Source organism: Sphingomonas sandaracina, assembly GCF_036663695.1.
Lineage (GTDB): Bacteria > Pseudomonadota > Alphaproteobacteria > Sphingomonadales > Sphingomonadaceae > Sphingomonas.
The window spans coordinates 175,590-195,475 of record NZ_JAXOJK010000001.1 but is presented as its reverse complement, the minus strand read 5'-3'; the positions used below and the strand labels follow the sequence as shown (position 1 = coordinate 195,475).

Here is a 19,886-nt window from a genome sequence, read left to right as displayed (position 1 = left end):
CTCACGCAGTCGGCGCCCGTCCGACTGCCGACGGGCCCAATCGCTCGTCCGGTCGGATAAACGCGGGGAGTCGCGGGAACGTCATCGAAGCGTCGCCGGCCCGTAACGTCCCGCGGCAATGGCGAACCCGAAGTCGCACTGGGGCGGCTCGGGGAACTACCATGAACCGTCTTTCCGGCCTGCTCGCCAGCGCGGCCCCCTATGTCCTCGCCGCAAGCGCATGTGCGACACCGCTAGCGGCACAGACCGTCACCGACCCGTCGGCCACCCCCGCAACGACGGCGCAGGCAACGGCCGAGCAACCGATGACCGCGCAACCGGCGACAGCGCCAGTGGAGACGGACGCCCCGGCCGGCGACATCGTCGTGCTCGGTTTCGGGCAGAGCCGCCAGGTCCAGAGCGTCAATGCCGCCGACATCGCGCGCCTGACGCCGGGATCTAGCCCGCTCAAGGCGATCCAGAAGCTGCCGGGCGTCAACTTCCAGGCCGCCGACCCGTTCGGCGCCTATGAATGGGCGGTGCGCATCTCGCTGCGCGGCTTCAACCAGAACCAGCTCGGCTTCACGCTCGACGGCGTGCCGCTCGGCGACATGAGCTACGGCAACGTCAACGGCCTGCACATCAGCCGCGCGATCATCTCGGAGAACGTCGCGCGCACCGATGTCGCGCAGGGCGCCGGCGCGCTCGGCACGGCATCGACGAGCAATCTCGGCGGCACGATCGAATTCTTCAGCGACAAGCCTCGCGACACAGCCAACGTGACCGGTGGCGCCACTTACGGTTCGAACGACACCTACCGCGCGTTCGCTCGGGTCGACAGCGGCGATCTGGGCGACGGCCTGAAAGGGTATCTGAGCTACGGCTTTCTCTCGACCGACAAATGGAAAGGCGACGGCGTACAGCGCCAGCATCAGGCCAACGGCAAGATCGTCAAGGATCTCGGTGCGCTCGGCAGCCTGTCGGCGTTCCTGAACTTCTCGGATCGCCGCGAGCAGGATTACCAGGATCTCAGCCTCGACATCATCCGTCGTCGTGGACTGCGCAACGACAACATCGCCGACAATTATCCGCTCGCGCTGCAGATCGCGAAGGTCGCGCAGAACCAGGCAGCGGTCGCCGTCGGCACCGCGCAACCCTGGGCCGGCGCCGGCACGACCTTCCCGGCTGGCTTCGGCACGGTCGACGATGCCTATTACGATGCCGGCGGTCTGCGGCGCGATTATCTCGGCGGCGTCACGTTCGATGCCAATCTGACGCCCGAACTCACGCTCAGCACGACCGGCTATTATCACGACAACGAGGGCCAGGGGTCGTGGATCACGCCGTATTCGCCGACCCCGGCAGGTGCGCCGAACGCCGATGGTACGCCGATCACCGCGGCCAGCCCGCTCGGGTTCCGCACCACGGAATATGCGATGAAGCGCGGCGGTGCGCTGAGCAATCTGGCCTATGTGCACGGCGCCAACACGCTTGAACTGGGCGGCTGGTACGAGACGAACACGTTCACGCAGGCGCGCCGGTTCTACGGGATGACCGACAGCGCCACGCCGAACCGCGATACGCTGCAGTTCCAGAGCAATCCGTATGCCACGCAGTGGGACGGCAAATACACCACCGATACGATCCAGTATCATGTCGGCGACACGATCCGCCTCGTCGACGATCGCCTGGTCCTGAACGCAGGCTGGAAGGGATTCTACGTCACCAACCGCGCGATCATGCTGCCGGCGACGACCTCGCCGCTGGCCGTCGGCAAGATCAGCGCGAAGGACTGGTTCCAGCCGCAGGCGGGCATCCTGTTCAAGCTGACGCCCGGCGCCGAGCTGTTCGCGGACTATAAGGAGAACGTGCGCGCCTATGTCTCGTCCGCAACGACGGGGCCGTTCTCGACCACGCAGGCCGGGTTCGACGCGATCCGCGGCCAGCTGAAGCCCGAGCGGTCGAAAACTGCAGAGGGTGGCCTGCGCTTCCGCCAGGGTCCGCTGCAGGCGTCGGCCGTCGGCTATTACATCGACTTCTCGAACCGCTTGCTCGGCTTCTCCAACGGCGCGGGGATCATCGGCAATCCGGCGACGCTGAACAACGTCGGCAGCGTCCACACCTACGGCGCCGAAGTCGCGGTCAACTACCGGATCTTCACGCCGGTATCGCTGTTCGCCAGCTATTCGTACAACAAGTCGAAATACGCCGACGACGTCCTGTCCGCGAGCGGCGCGGTGTTGGTCGCGACCGATGGCAAGATGGCGGTCGACAGCCCCGAGCACATGCTCAAGGGCGAGATCGTGATCGAACAGTCCGGCTTCACCGGTCGCGTCGGCGCCGACTACATGAGCAAGCGCTACTTCACGTATCTCAACGATCAATCGGTGCCGGGGCGCGTGCTGGTCGATGCGAGCATCGGCTACCGGTTCGAAGGCGATGGACCGATGCACGGCGTCGCGATCGAGGGCAGCGTGACCAACCTCACCGACAAGAAGTATATCTCCACGGTCGGCACGAACGGGTTCACCGCCAGCGGCGACAACCAGACTCTGCTCGCAGGCACCCCGCGCCAGGTGTTCATCTCGTTGAAGAAGGGCTTCTGAGACGCGCGCGGATCACGCGCCGCCGCGTGATCCGCGCGCAATTGCCGTATGATCAGATGACGTCCGCGCGCCGCGTAAGGCGCTTGTAAGACGATCGCGGCATCGGGTGACATCGTCGCGACGCGTCGTCGTCTGGCTCCTCGGCAAACCGGGATCCAACCGGCGGCGTATCCTCTTCGGAAGGCGAAAGACCTCGCCTCGTCGCGACATCCGTACCGAGGATGTTGTCCATGCCCGTCTGGCATACGATTCAGTCCGACCAGATCGCCGTCACGCAATCGGGTCTTCACGTTGCCGCGATGGTCCGGACGATCGCCGTGAAGGCCGTCCTCGATCCCGACGCCGCGACGACCACGCTCGCCGAGCCGCTCGCCAAGCGGCTGCCGCATATGCCCGATCTATCCGCGCGGACCGCGACGACCGACGCGCTCCCGCTGCGCCCGACCATCGACGTCAAGCTGCGCTCGACCTATCGGCCGATCTCGAAGGCGAAGTTCGGCGCGGTCGCAACGGACGGCACGATGCTGGACGTCGGTCGCGATGTGCTGACGCAGGAAATGGTGCGGCTCGATTTTAGTACGGGCCGGATCGCTGCGGTAGGCAAATCCTACATGGCGTCGCTGGGCACCCGCTCCATTCCCATCCGCCTCACGCTCACGACGGACGGCTACAGCGCGGCATGGGGCGATAGCCCGATCCCGTTCCATGCGGACGCGGCTCACCAACCGGCGAGCGTCGTTCGGACCGTCACATACGGCGCGCTGACGCTTCCCGTCCATGACGACGGTCGAGGCGGACGCTGGATCGGTTGGGATGCCTTTGCCGGCAAGCGGATCGTCCTCGACCTGCCGCACGCCACGATCTGGATCGAAAAGCCGGGAGGCTGACGAAGACGGGCGATCATCCGCCGACTACGCCGCCCCCCGCGGCCTGAAACAGCGCCACCGTATCGGAGAGCCGGGCCGCACGGGCCTGCACCGCCTGCCCCCGCGCCTGCGCATCCGTCGCGGTCGCGTTGAGCAGCGCCGGCGTACCGACATCGCCCAGCGCCAGCTGACGCCGCACGAACCCAAGTGCACGACCCGACGCATCGGTCGCGCGCGTCGCAGAGTCGAGCGCATCGGCATCGGTCCGCAGCCCGGTCAACGCATCGGACACGTCGCCGAACGCCTGAAGCACCGCCGCCCGATACTGCGCCTTCGCCCCCTCCAGCGCCGCTTCGGCAGCACGCTGTTGATGACGAAGCGCGCCCGCATGAAAAATCGGCTGCGTGATCCCGCCGATCAGCGTCCAGAACGGGTTGCCGCTCTTGAACATGTCGCCAAACCGTTCCGACGTCCCGCCCGCCGATCCGCTGAGCGAGATCGCCGGGAGACGCGCGGCGATCGCGGTGCCGACATCGGCCCCTGCCCCTTCGAGCTGCGCGCGCGCCGCCAGCACGTCGGGCCGGCGCGCAACGAGATCGGAGGGAACTACCAGTGGCAGGTCGCGCGGCAGGGTGAGCGACGCGAGCGGCGGCAGCGGCGGCAGGTCCGATCCTGCCGATCGTCCGATCAACGTGCCGATCACGACGCGCTGATGCGCTTCCGCGCGTACTAGCGGTGGCAGCGCACCCTCAGCAGTCGCCAGTGCGGCCTGTTGCGTGGAGACGTCCGCGGCACCGACCGCACCGAGCTGCTGGCGCTTGACCAACGTCTGCAGGATGTCGCGGTTGACCGCAATAGCGGTCTGCGCTGCGACGATCTGCTCGGCAAGCGAGGCGCGCTGGATCACCGCCTCGACCAGATTGGCAATTACCGTGGTTTTCGCCGCCGCGAGCCGCTGGCGCTGCGTCTCGGTCGCGGCGCGCGCGGAGCGGATCTTAGAGCGGGTGCCCCCGAACAGGTCGGGCGCATAGCTGACCGTCACTTGCGCGGTATGCAGCGTATAGAGCTGCTGGTTCTGGTCCGCGACGGCGGGCGACAGCGCGTTCGAGATGCGCGTGCGTTCCGCCTGGTAGTTCACATCGGCTTGCGGCAGCGCCGAGCCTGCGGTCGCCGCGCCCTGCTCGCGATATTGACGCAACGTCGCCTCGGCCACGGCGATATCGGTCGCATGTGCCTTGGCTTCGTCGACGAGTGCGTCGAGTTGGGCGCTGCCGAAGGTCCGCCACCACTCGGCCGGTACCGCCGCGAGCGTGGTGGCCTGCGCCACGCCGCTGGACGGTGCGAAGGTCTGCGCCGAGGGTGCCGGCGGCAGGCTGGCATGCGCGTCGAGATTGCGCGGGCCCATCGTGCAGGCGCTGGTTACGCCCGCAAGAAGGAGAATGGCGAGACGCTTCATGCCGTGGCCTCCGTATGGCCGTCAGTATTTGTATGGTGGCCGATGTCGCGCCCGTGTGCGCCGCGATCCTCAGGGGGTACCCGCTTCGAGAAGCGATCGATCAGCACCGGCAGGACAAGCAGGATCAGGATCGGCGCGAGCGTCATCCCACCGACTACGACCAACGCCAGCGGCTTTTGCACTTGGCTGCCGATCCCGCTCGACAGGGCGGCGGGGAGCAGGCCGATCGCCGCGACCAGGCACGTCATCACGACCGGACGCAGGCTGTGCCGCACGGTGGTCGCCAACGCATTCTCGTGCGCGATCCCCTCGTCGACTGCGTGGTTGTAGGTCGTGACCACTAGGATCCCGTCCATCACCGCGATCCCGAACAGCGCCACGAAACCGATCGCGGACGAGATGCTGAACGCGGTGCCGGTCAGCGCCAGCGCGAGCACGCCGCCGATGATCGCCATCGGGATCGCCGAGAACGCCAGCAGGCTGTCGCGGATCGAGCCAAAGTTCGCATAAAGCAGCAGCAGGATCACCAGCAGGCTGATCGGCACCACCACTTCCAATCGCGCGACCGCGTTGTTGAGGTTGTCGAGCTCGCCCGCCCATTCGAGGTGATAGCCGGGTGGCAGGTGGACGGTCTGGCTGATCCGCGCATGCGCCTCGTCGACCGCCCCGCCGAGATCGCGACCGCGGACCGAGAACTTGATCGGGATGTAACGCTCCTGATGCTCGCGGTAGATGAACGACGCGCCGGTCGTCAGCTTGACGTCGGCAACCTCGGACAGCGGCACCTGGATCGTGCCTGCGCCATCGGGCGACGGTGCCCCGATCGTGATGCGGCGGATCGCGTCGATCGTATCGCGCTGTTCGGGTTTCAGGCGGACGACGATCGGGAAGTGGCGATCGGTGCCCTTCTCGTACAGGTCGACGTTCGACTGCCCGCCGATCGCCGCGGCGACGGTCGCATTGATGTCGTCCGGGGTCAGCCCGTAGCGCGAGGCGCGCGCGCGATCGACGTCGATCCGCACCGTGGGTTGGCCGAGCGACTGGAACACGCCCAGGTCCTCGATCCCGCGGACCTTGGACATCTGCGCCTTGATCTGGTCGGCATATTTTTCGAGCGTCGTCAGGTCGGGCCCGAACAGCTTGATCGAGTTCGCGCCCTTCACGCCAGATGCCGCCTCTTCGACGTTGTCCTCGATGATCTGTGAGAAGGAGAAGTCGACGCCGGGATATTTGGCCGACAGCCGCTTCGAGAGTTCCTCGGTCAGCGTCTCCTTGGTGACGCCGCTCGGCCACGTGTCGAACGGCTTCAGCGGCACGAAATATTCGGCATTGAAGAAGCCCGTCGAATCCGTTCCGTCGTCGGGCCGGCCATGCGCGGACAGCACCGCCTGGACTTCGGGATATTGCATCAGGATGCGGCGGACGCCGTTGACCACCGGCTGCCCCGCCTCGAGGCTGACCGACGCGGGCAAGGTCGCACGGATATACATGTTGCCCTCTTCGAGATGCGGCAGGAACTCGATCCCGAGCGAGCGCACGCCGACCAATGCGGCAAACATCAGCAACAGCGAACCACCGATCGCGACGACCCGGTTGCCCAGCGCGAACGCCGCGGCGGGCTCGTAGACGCGGCGCAGCTTGCCGACGATCCACGTCTCGACCTCGGACAGCTTGTCCGGCAGCAATAGCGTCGCCAGCACCGGCGCGACGGTGAAGGTGGCGATCAGACCGCCGGTGATCGCATAGGCGTAGGTCTTCGCCATCGGGCCGAAGATATGGCCCTCGACCCCGGTCAGCGTGAACAGCGGAAGGAAGCTGGCGATGATGATCGCGGCGGCGAAGAAGATACCGCGACTGACTTCCGAGCTCGCGCCGAGCACCGCCGAGAAGCGGTTGGCAATCGTGTAATGCCCGCCCCGTCCCTCGCTCTGGCTGGTTTCGACATGCGCCGAACGCTCGACCATATGACGGAAGATGTTCTCGACCATGATCACGCAGGCATCGACTACGAGCCCGAAATCGAGCGCGCCGACCGAGAGAAGGTTCGCGCTTTCTCCCTGAAGCACCAGGACGAGGATCGCGAAGGCGAGCGCGAACGGAATCGTCGCCGAGACGATGATCGCGCTGCGCAGATTGCCGAGGAATATCCATTGCAGCGCGAAGATCAGCAGGATGCCGACCACCATGTTCTCCAACACGGTGTGGATCGTCAGGTGGATCAGGTCGGAGCGATCGTAGACCCGGTCGAGATGGACGCCCGGCGGCAAGATGCCCGACGCGTTGATGTCGGCGACTTCCTTCTGCACCGCCAGGATCGTCGGCATCGACTGCGCGCCGCGCTGCATCAGGACGATGCCCTGGACGATGTCGTCCTGGTCGTTGTAGCCGGCGATGCCGAGCCGCGGCGAATTGCCGATGCGGACGTGCGCGACGTCCTTCAGCAGGACAGGCTGGCCGCCGCCGGTGCCGACCAGCACGTTCTCGATCCCCGATACAGACTGGATCAGGCCGATGCCCCTGACGATCGCGGCCTGCGCACCGAAGTTGATCGTCTGGCCGCCGACATTGCCGTCGCTCTTGCCGAGCGCCGCCAGCACCTGCGCGACCGTCACATTGTGCGCGGCGAGCCGGTCGTTGTCGATCACCACGTCATAGGTGCGCAGCTTGCCGCCCCAGCCGGTGACGTCGATAACCCCCGGAATGCGCTTAAACCGGCGCTGTAGCACCCAGTCCTGCAACGTCTTGAGGTCCATCACCGAATAGCCCTTCGGCGCGGTGATCTTGTAGCGGTAGATCTCGCCGACCGGGCTGGTCGGCGACAGCGTGGGCTGTGCGCCACCTTGCAGTGGGGGCAGCTGCGACAGGCGGTTGATGACCTGTTGCTTGGCCTGGTCGTTGGTCAGGTCGTAGCTGAACTGGATCTTGATATCCGACAGCCCGAACAGCGAGATCGCGCGGATCGCGGTCAGATGCGGGATGCCCGCCATGCCGACCTCGATCGGGATGGTGACGTTGCGCTCCATCTCCTCGGCCGACAGGCCGTGCGTCTGCGTGATGATCTCGACCATCGGCGGGACCGGATCGGGATACGCCTCGATGTTGAGATTGTAGAAGCCGACGCCCCCCGCCACCAGCATGGCGACGAAGATCCCGACGATCAGCAGCCGCTGACGCAGCGCGAACTCGACGATGCGGTTCATTCGCCGAGACCGGCTTCGTTGACGAACAGCGCGCCGGCGGTGACGATGCGCTCGCCCGATGTGAGGCCGGCGACGATCGCGACCTTGCCGTCCTGCTCCTCGCCCGCGGTCACGGTGCGCGCGACCAGCAGCCCGTCGGGCCGGGCCACCCAGACGCGGGCATTCTCGCCTTCATGGATCACCGCCTCGGCCGGCACCAGCAGCGCATCGCCGCTATGCGGGCGCTGGATCGAAAAGCTCGCGAACATCTGCGGTTTCAGCGCACCGTCCGGATTGGCGATGGTCGCACGCACCGGCAGGCGGTGGCTTTGCGGATCGAGCGCGGCGCCGACCAGGTCGATCGTCGCGTGGAAGCTGCGACCCGGCAGCGCCGGCGTCGTCACGGTGACGCTGTCGCCGAGATGCACGGCGCTCGCATCGCCCTCGGCAAGCTGCGCGATCAGCCAGACGCGCGACGGATCGGTGATCGTCATCACCGGCTTGTCGCCGCCCTGCGACAGATACTGCCCCGCTGACACGTCGCGCGACGCGATCAGGCCGGAGATCGGCGCGTGCAGCGTAGTCACGTCGTGGATGCCCGAGACCTCGCCGACATTCTCCAGCCGGGATATCTCGCCCTGCGACTTGCCGAGGATCGACAGCTTGTCGCGCGCCGCCCCCAGCGCCGCCTGCGCCGTGCGCGCGGTCGCCTGCGCGGCGGCGAGGTCGGTCATCGCCTGCTGGTAATCCTTCAGCGCGCCGCCGGCCGTCTCGTAGATCTGCCGCTGGCGGTCCGCGGTACGTTCTGCGGTGGCGAGTTGCGCTTGCGCGTTCTGCGCTGCCGCCCGTGCCGCGAACAGCCCGCTGCGCGCATCGACGAAATCGCTGGTCTTGATAAGCAACAGCGGTTGGCCCTGCGTCACGTGCTGTCCGGCATCCGCAAGCACGCGCACCACCTGCCCCGAATAGGGCATCAGCACCGGCGTGCTGCGATCGCCGTCGACGGTGATCGCGCCGCTCGCCAGCGTCCGCGCATCGGACGCGCCATAACCGACGCGCATCGTCGTCAGCCCAGCCATCTGGTCCCGGGTAGGCCGGAACGTCCCGGTTGGGGTGACCGGTGCGGCCGCGGGCTCGTGATGCGTGAGCTTGCCGATCAGCACGACGATCAACACCAGTCCGACGATCACGCCGGCCGCGATCGCGAGCCAGCGCATCTGCGCAGATCGAGAGAGGGCGCGGGTCGGGGGAAGCGTTTCGGGTGTCGTCGATGCGTGCATAATCAGCCCCTTGGGGATTAGACTGGAGCCGGTAGCGCCGCTGGCTTACAGCGCGCTTACGGATGCTGCACTGCACCGAAACGGGTCAGACGGCGGCACCGGACGGGGGGGGACGAGATCGATGCGGATATTGCTGATCGAGGACGACCGCGCGCTCGCCGAGGCTCTGACCGCGGCCTTGAGCCCGCGCGGCCTGTCGGTCGATCTTGCCCGCAGCGCGGAGGAAGCCGACGCCTATCTCCAGCAAGCCGACTATGCCGCGATCCTGCTCGACCTTGGCCTGCCGGACGAGGATGGACTGGCCCTGCTCCACCGATTGCGGGCGCGCGGCGATACCCGGCCGGTTCTGATCCTGACAGCCCGGAGCACGATCGACGCCCGCATCCGCGGGTTGAACGAAGGCGCGGACGACTATCTCGTCAAGCCGTTCGATGTGGATGAACTTCACGCCAGGCTGCTTGCGGTACTGCGCCGCCAGGGGGGGTATCTCGGGCGGTCGCTGACCTGCGGACGGCTGACTTTCGATCTCGAAATCCGCGTCGCGCATGTCGACGGCGCGACCATCGCGCTGTCGGTGCGCGAAACCGAGCTGCTCGAACTCCTGCTGCGCCGCGCCGGCAACGTCGTGCCGAAGCGGATCGCCGAGGATCATCTGTTCGGCCTCGGCGGCGAACTCGGCTCGAACGCGGTCGAGGTCTATGTCCACCGCCTGCGCAAGAAGCTCGACGATGCCGCGAGCGGCGCCCGGATCGAGACGGTGCGCGGGGTCGGCTACATCATCGTCTGCAAGCCATGAGGCCGCGTTTGGCGCGATGGTTGCCCCGATCGCTGCCCCGATCGCTATTGGGCCAGTTCATCGCGCTGAACATCGCGACCGCGCTGGTCGCGACGGTCGCGCTGTCGCTCGGCGTCGCAATGCTGCTCCACAGTACCGCCGATCACTACCAGCGCCGGCTGCTCCGCCAGCAGGCGGCGGTCGTCGCGAACGCCCTGCCCTTTAACGCCCAACCTCTGTCGGCTGCACTCCGCAGCGACGCGCTGACCGACGGCATGGCGATCGCGATCATCGACCGCGATCGCGCCGTCCTGATGGCAAAAGGTCCCGCTCGACCGGGGATCATCGACGCTGTGCCGCTTACCCGTGGCGCGCATTTCTTCCGCCGCGGCGTGATCGAGGCGTATAGCGTGTCGATCGCCGGTGGGCGCTGGATCGTCGCGTCGCAGGACGGCGCGGCACCCGAAGTGATCACCGACGATATCGTCAGCGCCTTCCTCAAACGCTTTGCGCTCCTGATACTTCCGGTAGCCGCACTGGTGCCCTTGATCGGCGCGCTGCTGACGCGGCGGCTGACCCGGCGCATGCAGGCGGTGTCGGCCACTGCCGCCGCGATCGGTCCCCGGACATTGGGAACGCGGTTGCCACGGGGAACGCTGCCGTCCGAAGTCGAACCGCTGGCGGCGGCGACCAACGAGGCGCTCGATCGACTGGAGCAGGGGTTCAAGACGCAGACCGCGTTCGCGGCGGACGTCGCGCACGAACTCCGCACCCCGCTGGCGGTCATCCGGCTTCGCGCCGACGCGGTCGACGACGCCGCGATACGCGCCGCGTTGCTCGCATCGGTCGATCGCGCGGCGCGGGTCGTCGGTCAGCTTCTGGCGCTGGCCGATCTCGAACGCCCGATCGAGGATAGCGGCGAACCGCTCGATCTGGCCGGACTGGCCGCGGCGGTCGTCACCGACCGCGCCCCCGGGATCATTGCCGGCGGCCGCAGCATCGCCCTCGACGATCGCTGGACCGGTAGCGCATCCAGCGTGTTCGGCTATGCCGGCGCGGTCACGCTCGCGCTCGAAAACCTGGTCGACAACGCCGCCCGCCATACGCCGATCGGCACCACCATCACGGTGCACGTCGGACCCGATCGGCGGCTGTGCGTGTCCGACGATGGCGATGGGGTACCCGCCGAGCACCTCGCACGCCTGAAGGATCGGTTCTGGCGCGCGGACGGCTCCCGTTCGGAAGGATCTGGCATCGGGCTGTCGATCGTCGACAGGGTCGCGCGCGCGCATGGCGGCGTATTCGAGATCACGCCGGGATGCCGCAATTCATCGGAGATTGCGCCGGGACGCGGCGCGGGGCTGAGTTTCTCGATCACGTTCGCCCGACCGGGGGTGCCGGAATCCCCTGACGCCTGATCGACGCATGCCGTGCGATCGTCAACGAAGACCGGGGCGCCTCAGACCCCGGTCGTCGCTGACGATGTCGGCGATACGGCCGGCGCTGAGACCGACCGCCATATTGGTTCAGAAGCTCTTGCGAAGGCTCGCGAAGACGCCGCGGCGCGCGCCATATTGAGGAGCCCCGACGCCGACACCCGATCCGTCACGCAGCAGATAGGTCTTGTCCGCGATGTTGGTGACGTTGAAGCTGATCGCGACGCCCTTCAGCACGCCCGGCCCGTCGATGGTCTGCGTAATGCCAAGATCCGCCGTGAAGTAGGACGGCAGCTTGCCGCCATTGGGCACGATGCCGGCGGGATCGTCGGCGCGCAGGCCGTCGCCGTACAGCATCGTCACCGACGGGACGAGCTTGCCGATGCCGTCGTCGATCGACACGCTGCCACCCGCCGACGCGGTCCAGCGCTGTGAATGGTCGGTGAAGATATAGTGGTTAGCGATGTAGGCGATTTCGTCGGGTGCGAAGAAATACTGGCTCGAGACGATGTTCCTGCCCTTCTCCTGCCCGCGCGCGACGTTGGCATACAGGTCAAGCGGCCCCTTGGTGTAGCTGGCCGTGACTTCGGTTCCCCAGGCGTACCCCTTGGCGTAGTTGAACGGCGACAGTACCAGCGAGGGGCCGAATTGTCCCTCGTCGAGCAGGTTGCGCTTGATCTTGTAATAGGCGTCGACGCCGAGCTTGAAGGCCGAACCGAACGTGTGCTGCACCCCACCGTCGAAATAATGCTCGCGCTCGGCACGGACCGGATCGGCGGTCGTGATCTGCGTCGCCTTGGTGGTGCCGGTGAACAGCGAAAGCGTCGGCGACGCGATCAGTTCCTGCGGCGGCGGCGTGAAGTTGCGCGCATAGCCGAGATGGAACACCGTCCCGCCATCCGCCTTCCACACGAGATTGGCTCGCGGACTGACCTGCTGCTCGTCGGAATAGGCGCGGACCGCATCGAACCGCGCACCGTAGTTCAGCGTCAGCTTCGGGGTCAGCGACCATTCGTCCTGCAGATACACCCCGTAGAGCTGCCCCGTCCGGCCGCCGCGATCATTGATCGTAAGGGGTACGTCGGACGTTTGCGCGCCGGAATCGTCGACCGTGAACACGCGCGACGTGACGTTCGATCGCGTCCGCTCGTTCTGGAAGAACAGGCCGAAGCGCAGCGTATGGCTGTCGGACAGCTTGTAGCTGCCGTCGGCCTGGACGCCGGCCGTCAGGCTCGACAGGCGTGACGTATCGGCGACGCCCGCCAGGATCAGGTCGCCGCCCTGCGGATCGGGCGTGAACCGGGTCTGCGAATAGCGCACGAACGGCGCGATCTGGAAGTTGAGCGCATCGCCGGCATATTGATAGGCCAGCACGCCGTAATGGGTGATCTCTCGCTGGTTCTGGTCGAGCTTGGCGGAGTCGTACGTCGACTGGCCGTTGAGCGTGTACGCCGCCGGCTGTCCTGGATTGTTCGGGATCTGGAAATACCCGATCGAGGTGCCACCGAACGCCGTCAATCGGCTGGTTTCGGACAGGATGTCGGAGACGTAACCGAACCCGCGATACTGGCGCGTGTGATCGTGGATCGCGTCGCGCGACGCGGTCGGGTTCTCGACGCCGAGATCGTTTTCGAGATAGCTGCCCGACGCGAAATAGTTGAGCCCGCCGCTGGCCCCATGGACGCTGGCGCTCGGCAGGATCGTGCCGCGGCTGCCACCATAGAGGCTAAGGTCGCCGCCGTTCTCGAATGCCCCGTTCTCGGTCTTCAGATCGATGACGCCCGAGGTTCGGTACCCGTATTGCGCGGGCAGCGTGCCGGTCAGCAGGTCGATCGATTTGGCAATGTGCGGATCGAACGTCGATCCGAAGCCCGAGATGCTCTCCGGCACGATCACCCCGTTCAACCGGTATTGCAGATTGGCGTGCTCGTTGCGGACGTGGATCGCGCCATAGCTGTCGAGCGTCACGCCCGGTGCCTGGAGCAGGACCTGCGCCAGGCTGCGATTGAGGCCGCCCGGCTGACGCTCCAGAAGCGCTCGATCGAGCGTGTAGTCGCTCGACCCGAGCGAGGGGAGGATCGCGTCGCGTGCGGCATCCAGCCGCCGCGCGGTCACGACGATGTCGCTGACGGGCGCTGCGGCCGACGGCGTCGAGGCTGCCGCCACCGACGGATCGACGGTCGGGGCAGGCGTATCGCCTTGCGGTGTCGGCGCGGTATCGGCGGGGCCAGCCTGTGCCGATGCGGGTGCAGGGAAGATCATAGCGATGGGCGCAGCCGTGGCTGCGCCCAGCAGGAGAAGATGTCGCATTGTGAATAGCTCCAGGAACCTCAAGCGACGGATCGCGATCGCGCGATGCCGACGCGGTACGGGGGGCGGCGTTCATCGACGCCGCGACCCGCGGATAAAATCGTCAGGCTTGGAGGGGAGCGGCGGTGCGCGACTGCGCCAGGTATGGGAGCGTCCGTTGCGGGCGGACACCGATTGCAACAGCCCGACCAGCCAGACGATGCTCGGCTCGGGCGTGCGGAGAACCGTGCCCTCGGGCAGGACGAACGCGCCGGCGTGCGCGATCTCCCAGCATAAGGGGCAATCCGTCTCGTCCTGCTGGGTGGAGCCGTTTCTGGTCGCGGCCGCGACGGCCTGTGCCTCGACCATGTGGACGATCGACGCCACGTCACGGTGCATATGCGCATGCGCCTGGACGAGGAAACCCTGAAACAGGGTAGCGAACAGCGCCGCGACGAGCAGGGCCAAGCGGGGCGCGTCGCTCGTTGCGTATCGCAGCCGTGTGACATCACGCCGCTGCCCGCTATCGCGAACGCCCACCTTCATCGTCAGTTCGGCAGTGTGATGTTGTAGTGTAACATTCGTCGGCCCGTAGACGCCAATTCCACAGCCCGCAAGCAAGCTCGTGGACCCCGATCGCGGGCGCGGTACTATGGTGCCTCATCACAGTCCAAACGAAATGCGACGCCAGACTTAGCCGGATTGCCCGACCAGACGCTCCGTCATCAGCGTTTCGAACGCGGCCAGCGTGCAGAGCCCGCGAACGCCACGCGCGGAACAGCCGGCGATCGGCATGACGCTGCGATAGGGTTTGGCCGCTCCGCCCAGCACGGTGAGGTTGCGGATCTGATCGAGCGTTTGCGACCGATAGACCGCGCGGACGTAGAGCCTGCCCTGCTGGTCGGCGAGCCGCTCGAACAGGATCGCGCCACCCGGCGAGGGATCGTCCCCGGCGAGGCCCGGCACCTGCCAGTGCAGGTCGAGCAGACCGCCCAGATTGGCAATGTTGGTATCGTGGCCCGACAGCATCGTAACGGCCGGCGCGTCCTTGCGCGGATCGCTGATCGCCTGACGCATAATCGTGCCGATGCCGGATAATCCACGGGCCGCGACATATTCGGGTCGCGCGATCAGGCGAAATTCGACGGCATGCAGTTCCGACGCCCGCTCGATATCGGAGGCCGTCGCGCGTCCCCAGCCGACGTCGCGCATCGGCTTGCCGTCGGCGTATTCGAGCAGCAGGATCTGCGCGACGGTCGATGCGCGATCCAGCGCACCGGCGAGTTTCGGACGCGCGCCGGGTTTGATCGCCGCCAGCGTCGACGGTTCGCGCGTGATCCCGCACGCCGTTCGCGCACTCCCGCACAGGATCGCATCGAGCCGGGACAGCACCGGCCGCAGGCGACGTTCCTCGCCCGCAATGCCGGCCGGGCCGATGTCGTCGAGCACCGCCGCGCGCGCCTGCACCGCGTCGAACGAAACGGCACCTTCGTCGATCGGCGAAAACACCGGATCGGCGACGTCCTGCGGCCGGTGCGCGATATCGATCGGGCACCCGGGTGCGATCGCGGCGCCCCAGGTCTGCGCGGTCGCGATCGTCCGCTGATCGCTATCCGCGATGATCCGCACTGCGCCGCATCCAGTCCGCGGCAGTACGCCTTCGCTGACCAAGGCGGCACGATCGGCAGCGGCCAACAGACGGAGCGCATCGGCGCCGTGCGGGGTGAGGTAGCCTGGTTTGACCGGCCATTCAGGCCAGGCCTGCGCAGCCGTGCCGGCGGGCATCGGCGGTGACTTGGTCGGCGGACGCACACCGTGACGCATCAGCATCACGACCCGGTCGACGTGCAGTCCGACCGGCACCGCCCCCTGCCCGCGGCCCGCCCCGCCGCCCTGCCCAGCCGCGAGCGATGCGGTCGAGGCCAGCAGGATCATGGCTGCAGCGGCGGAGAGGATCGATCGCATGGCAGTCCTAGAAATGGAGTTGCGCGCCCCAGCGTACCGACATGTCGTAGCGCTCGCGCTCGACCAATAGCGCCTTGTTGCCGATATAGCGACGCCAGGGCGCATCGGTCAGGTTCGTCGCGCTGGCGAAAAAGGTCAGTTCGGGCGAGACCTGATAGCTCGCATTGAGGTCGAGCTGCCCGTTGTTGTCGGTATATTGGTCGAGCGCGGCCGTCGCCCCCAGCGTATCGAGATACGCCGAGCGGTAGGAATAGGCCGCCCGCACCGCGAAGCCGTATTTCTCATAGAAGATCTGCGCCGTGCCGACATGCTTCGATTGCTGGAACAGTGGGATGTCGCCGCTCCGCGACGGCGCGCCCTGGATCGTGCCGGTCCCGTCACCCCAGATCCGCGTATAGTTCGCCGCCACCCCGAAACCGTCGAGCGGCGACGGCAGGAAGGTGAACCGCGTCTGCAGATTGGCTTCGATGCCGTACACCTTCGCCTTGTCGATGTTGAGCGGCGTCGAGACGGTGGCGTTGGTCAACGCCTGTCCGGCGAAACTGCCGGTCTGGCCGAGCAAAGCCTGTGCATAGATCGGATCATCGAGCTTCTTGTAGAATCCGCCGAGCGAGATCAGCCCCTGCCCCGGCAGATAATATTCGACGGCGCCGTCGAAATTAAGTGCCTTGTAAGGCTTGAGGTTCGGATTGCCCTGCGTGACGGAGTTGGGCGACGTCGTCAGGTCGACCGAAACATATGGCGCGAGTTGCGCGTAGTTCGGGCGACCGATCGCGGTCGTCACGGCGCCGCGCACGACCAGGTCTTCGGTCACATCGTACCGCGCGTTGAGGCCGGGAAACACATCGGTATATTGCCGCGATCCGAAGCTGTTATAGCCGGACGTCAGCGACGAGGTCGCGGTGATCAGCTTAGCCTGGCTACGGTCCCTAGTCTGTTCGACCCGGACACCGGGAACGAGAGTAAGCTTGTCGAACTTCAGCGTCGCCATCGCGTAGCCGGCGATGATCCGTTCCTTCACGTCGTAATCGTTCGCCAGGGTGTTGTTGACAGAACCGGCCGTGTTCACCGTGATCGTGCCGGGATTGGCGGCGAGATACGCCTGTGCGGTGTCGTAGCCTACACGCGGTCCGTAGGTGTAGTCGCTCCCATAGAAGCTGGTGTCGCCGAGGTACGAGACGTTGGCGAGCGTGAACGTCCGCCCACTGGCCAGTCCGTAGGTAAGAAAGTCGCGGTTGTTGGTCTTGTGCCGGTCGAGATATTTCGCGCCGATCTTGACGACCGAGCCGGAACCGATCGCCAGCGGAATGGCATAGTCGACCCGACCTTGCGCCAGTTTCTCGATGGCGAGGCGCCGATCGTAGTTGACGCTGTTGAACCCGTACGCAGTCTGGGCGGGCGTCGTCGTTGGCACGAAATCGTACGGCGTATTGGCCACGTCGTAATCGACCGTCAGCGCGGTGCCGCCGGTACGGAAGTTATATTCGGACCGCAGCGGATCGCGCTTCTCGGCTCGCGCATAGCTTCCCGTCAAGGACAGATGGCCGGGCCCGAGGTCGAACTCGCCGCCGCCCTGTACCGACTTGGTGTTGTCCTTCTCCTCGCGCCGCCGCACGCGGACACTGCCGCGCCCGCGGAACCGTCCGGTCGTGGCGGTCTGGGCAGAGAAGCTCGACTGGTTGTCGATGATGAACTGATCGCGGGTTTCGTTGTCGTCGAACGCCGAGTATGTCCCGCGGAGAAAGAACTTGGTCGTGTCGCTCGGCCGCCAGTCGAGATTGAGCACCGCACCCTTGCGGGTCCGGGTCAGGTTGTAGTCACGCAGGCCGTACTGGTCGGGCACCACGAAACCGTTGGCTTCCGTGGGCACGCGCCAGTTGGTCGAGCCCTGGAAATTTTCGGATTCGATCGGCCGCTTCGAATAATTCACCGACAGGACGGCGCCGAACTGGCGATCGGGACCGAAGAGGCCGCCGACCTGTATATCGCCCTCATAGGGATGCTTGCCGTTGAGCCGCGACCACCCATAAGCGGCGCGGGCGTCGGTGAAGAAGCCCTTGTTCCGGTCGAACGCCGACAGGGTGCGGATGTCGACCGAACCGCCGATCGCGTTCGCATCCTGATCCGCGGTTAGCGATTTGTTGACCACCACCGCGCTGATGAGGGCCGAGGGAATGTCGTCCAGCTTGACCTGTCGGCCCTCCGGCTCGGGCGCGGGCAGGGTCATGCCGTTCAACGTGACGTTCACCAGATCCGGGTTGATCCCGCGGACGATGACGTAGCGCCCCTCGCCCTGATCGTTGGCGACCGAGATACCCGGCAGGCGGCGTACCGCTTCGGCGACGTTCTGATCGGGCAGCTTGCCGACGTCGTTCGCGAACACCGCGTCGACGAAGTTGTTGGCGGTCCGCTTTTCTTCGATCGCCTTGCGTTCGCCGGCGCGGGTGCCAGTCACCACGATGTCGCCGGGGGCGGCGTCCTCCTTTGGTGCAGCCGGCGCCGCTTGGGCCAGGACCGGTCCTGCCAGGATGGCGCACAGCGACGCGCCCGCTGCCAACGCAGCTTTCGAAATCCCACTCATTCTTTGAAAGTCCCCGGCCCAACTGGGGGTCGCCTACCGATCGCCCGCGACAGTTCCGCGACGGTGTCGTGACATATCCATGTCACCCAGGCCTGCGGGACGAAGGCGCTGTCTCAAGGCTGTTTTGGGACGCAACCACGAAGCGCAGCCACTCCCCCAAAAAGGCTTTATTTCAGGCAGCTTAACACCATTTTGACTGTATCGCGTTATGCCGCCTTGACGAAACGAGGCCGCGATGACGATCACAAAGACTTCACACTTCAACGAGGACGACATCCGCGATCTTCGTATCGCCTTCGATCCGGACGATACGCTCGAACGCGATCTTCGCGAGATCTGGGCGATCATCAAGGATGGCGTCGATGAGGACATTCGCCGGTTCTGGAAGCCGTTCGCTGGCGACGCGACGCCGTACGATCTCGCGACCGACGAGATCGAAAAACTCGTTCGCCGCGATATCGACTATACCGAACTTAAATTCACCGGCGGCCTCAGTCAGAAGCTTATCGGCAAGATGGTCCGCCGAGGCCGGGCGAGCAGCATGGACCGGACGACGGAGATAGCGTTCTCGGCAGGGTTGCTACGCAGCTATCACGCCCGGCATGCCCGTTTGTCCGCCGCGCTGGGAAGCGATCCGGCAACGCTGTCCAGGCTTACCCATTCGCTCTATACTCTCTACGCGCTTGAGACTTCGGTACTGTTGAATGGCGCTTCGCTGCAAAGGGCCGATCAGGAACTCGTCGACGGCGTCGAGCACCGCAGCACGCTCGACGCGATCGACCGGTCGCAATGCTGGCTCGAAATGACGATCGACGGCACCATCGTTACCGCGAACCGGAATTTCCTGTCGGTGATGGGCTACACCGCAAGCGAACTGGCGGGACGCAATCATAGCATCTTGTGCTCCCCGGAAGACCGAATGTCCCAGGACTATGTCGACCTTTGGGCCAATCTGCGTGCCGGCCGGTTCGAGCAACGGGAGTATCGCCGACGGACGAAGGGGGGTGCCGACGTGTATCTGCAGGCGACGTACAATCCCATTCTCGATCAGAACGGCGCCGTGGTGAAAGTGGTGAAATGGGCGACGGACGTGACCGCGATGCGTCTCGCGGAACAGACGGAATCCGACCGCGCGCACAGATTTCGACAGGAAGCCGAAACGCGCCGCCTGGCGCACGAGAATACCTTGTCGAAACTGGCGCAGATCGTCGACGACATCGGTTCGGTCACGCGGCAGACGTCGATGCTGGCGCTCAACGCGTCGATCGAAGCCGCCCGCGCCGGTGAGCGAGGCAGGAGCTTTGCGGTGGTGGCGAACGAAGTGAAACTGCTCTCGAGCCGGATTAGGGAGGCTACGTCTACAGCCGCAAACGTCCTTACCTACGGTCAGCAGTCAATCCGTGCATGACGTCAGAATAATGCAACCGAATTGATCGAGATTGCTGCGATTGGAGGGACATATCGGCGAGCCGGT

The 19,886-nt window shown here is 65.9% G+C and carries 12 protein-coding genes; 5 read left to right on the top strand and 7 right to left on the bottom strand.

Annotated elements, in window-relative coordinates:
- Positions 1 to 161: 161 nt before the first annotated feature.
- Both U1707_RS00745 and U1707_RS00740 read left to right on the top strand, forming a co-directional pair.
- Positions 162 to 2,585, top strand: coding sequence for a TonB-dependent receptor (locus tag U1707_RS00745; protein WP_332798254.1), 2,424 nt, complete (start codon positions 162 to 164; stop codon positions 2,583 to 2,585).
- A gap of 230 nt (positions 2,586 to 2,815) precedes the next feature.
- On the top strand, positions 2,816 to 3,472 hold the full coding sequence (locus U1707_RS00740) for a hypothetical protein (protein ID WP_332798253.1): 657 nt from the start codon (positions 2,816 to 2,818) through the stop codon (positions 3,470 to 3,472).
- Positions 3,473 to 3,485: 13 nt separating this feature from the next.
- Here the strand turns inward: U1707_RS00740 and U1707_RS00735 are convergent, their stop codons facing one another.
- From U1707_RS00735 to U1707_RS00725, 3 genes are read right to left on the bottom strand one after another with little or no spacing between them, the layout of a single operon-like run.
- A complete protein-coding gene (locus U1707_RS00735; RefSeq protein WP_332798252.1) occupies positions 3,486 to 4,907 on the bottom strand; it encodes an efflux transporter outer membrane subunit in 1,422 nt (473 codons plus the stop codon).
- On the bottom strand, positions 4,904 to 8,107 hold the full coding sequence (locus U1707_RS00730) for an efflux RND transporter permease subunit (RefSeq protein WP_332798251.1): 3,204 nt from the start codon (positions 8,105 to 8,107) through the stop codon (positions 4,904 to 4,906). Before U1707_RS00730 ends, U1707_RS00735 begins: the two co-directional genes overlap by 4 nt.
- Positions 8,104 to 9,366: an efflux RND transporter periplasmic adaptor subunit gene (locus tag U1707_RS00725; RefSeq protein ID WP_332798250.1), complete on the bottom strand. Its 1,263-nt coding sequence runs from the start codon at positions 9,364 to 9,366 to the stop codon at positions 8,104 to 8,106. Before U1707_RS00725 ends, U1707_RS00730 begins: the two co-directional genes overlap by 4 nt.
- Positions 9,367 to 9,487: 121 nt before the next feature.
- On the opposite strand from U1707_RS00725, the gene U1707_RS00720 reads away from it, so the two are divergent.
- Positions 9,488 to 10,162: a response regulator gene (locus U1707_RS00720; RefSeq protein ID WP_332798249.1), complete on the top strand. Its 675-nt coding sequence runs from the start codon at positions 9,488 to 9,490 to the stop codon at positions 10,160 to 10,162.
- A gap of 47 nt (positions 10,163 to 10,209) precedes the next feature.
- Entirely contained in the window at positions 10,210 to 11,559 is a 1,350-nt protein-coding gene (locus U1707_RS00715; protein WP_332798248.1) for a sensor histidine kinase, read from the top strand.
- Between the two features lie 108 nt (positions 11,560 to 11,667).
- On the opposite strand, the gene U1707_RS00710 is transcribed toward U1707_RS00715, so the two are convergent.
- The 4 genes from U1707_RS00710 to U1707_RS00695 form a co-directional block, all read right to left on the bottom strand.
- Complete coding sequence (locus U1707_RS00710; protein ID WP_332798247.1) at positions 11,668 to 13,887, bottom strand: TonB-dependent receptor; 2,220 nt, start codon at positions 13,885 to 13,887, stop codon at positions 11,668 to 11,670.
- A 72-nt stretch (positions 13,888 to 13,959) separates the two neighbouring features.
- Positions 13,960 to 14,334: a DUF2946 family protein gene (locus U1707_RS00705; protein WP_332798246.1), complete on the bottom strand. Its 375-nt coding sequence runs from the start codon at positions 14,332 to 14,334 to the stop codon at positions 13,960 to 13,962.
- A gap of 225 nt (positions 14,335 to 14,559) precedes the next feature.
- Positions 14,560 to 15,831, bottom strand: a complete 1,272-nt coding sequence (locus tag U1707_RS00700; protein ID WP_332798245.1) for a histidine-type phosphatase — start codon at positions 15,829 to 15,831, stop codon at positions 14,560 to 14,562.
- 7 nt (positions 15,832 to 15,838) lie between these two features.
- Entirely contained in the window at positions 15,839 to 18,412 is a 2,574-nt protein-coding gene (locus U1707_RS00695) for a TonB-dependent receptor (RefSeq protein WP_332798244.1), read from the bottom strand.
- Positions 18,413 to 18,647: 235 nt separating this feature from the next.
- Between U1707_RS00695 and U1707_RS00690 the strand changes: the two genes are divergently transcribed.
- Positions 18,648 to 19,820, top strand: coding sequence for a methyl-accepting chemotaxis protein (locus U1707_RS00690; protein WP_332798243.1), 1,173 nt, complete (start codon positions 18,648 to 18,650; stop codon positions 19,818 to 19,820).
- Positions 19,821 to 19,886 lie beyond the last annotated feature (66 nt).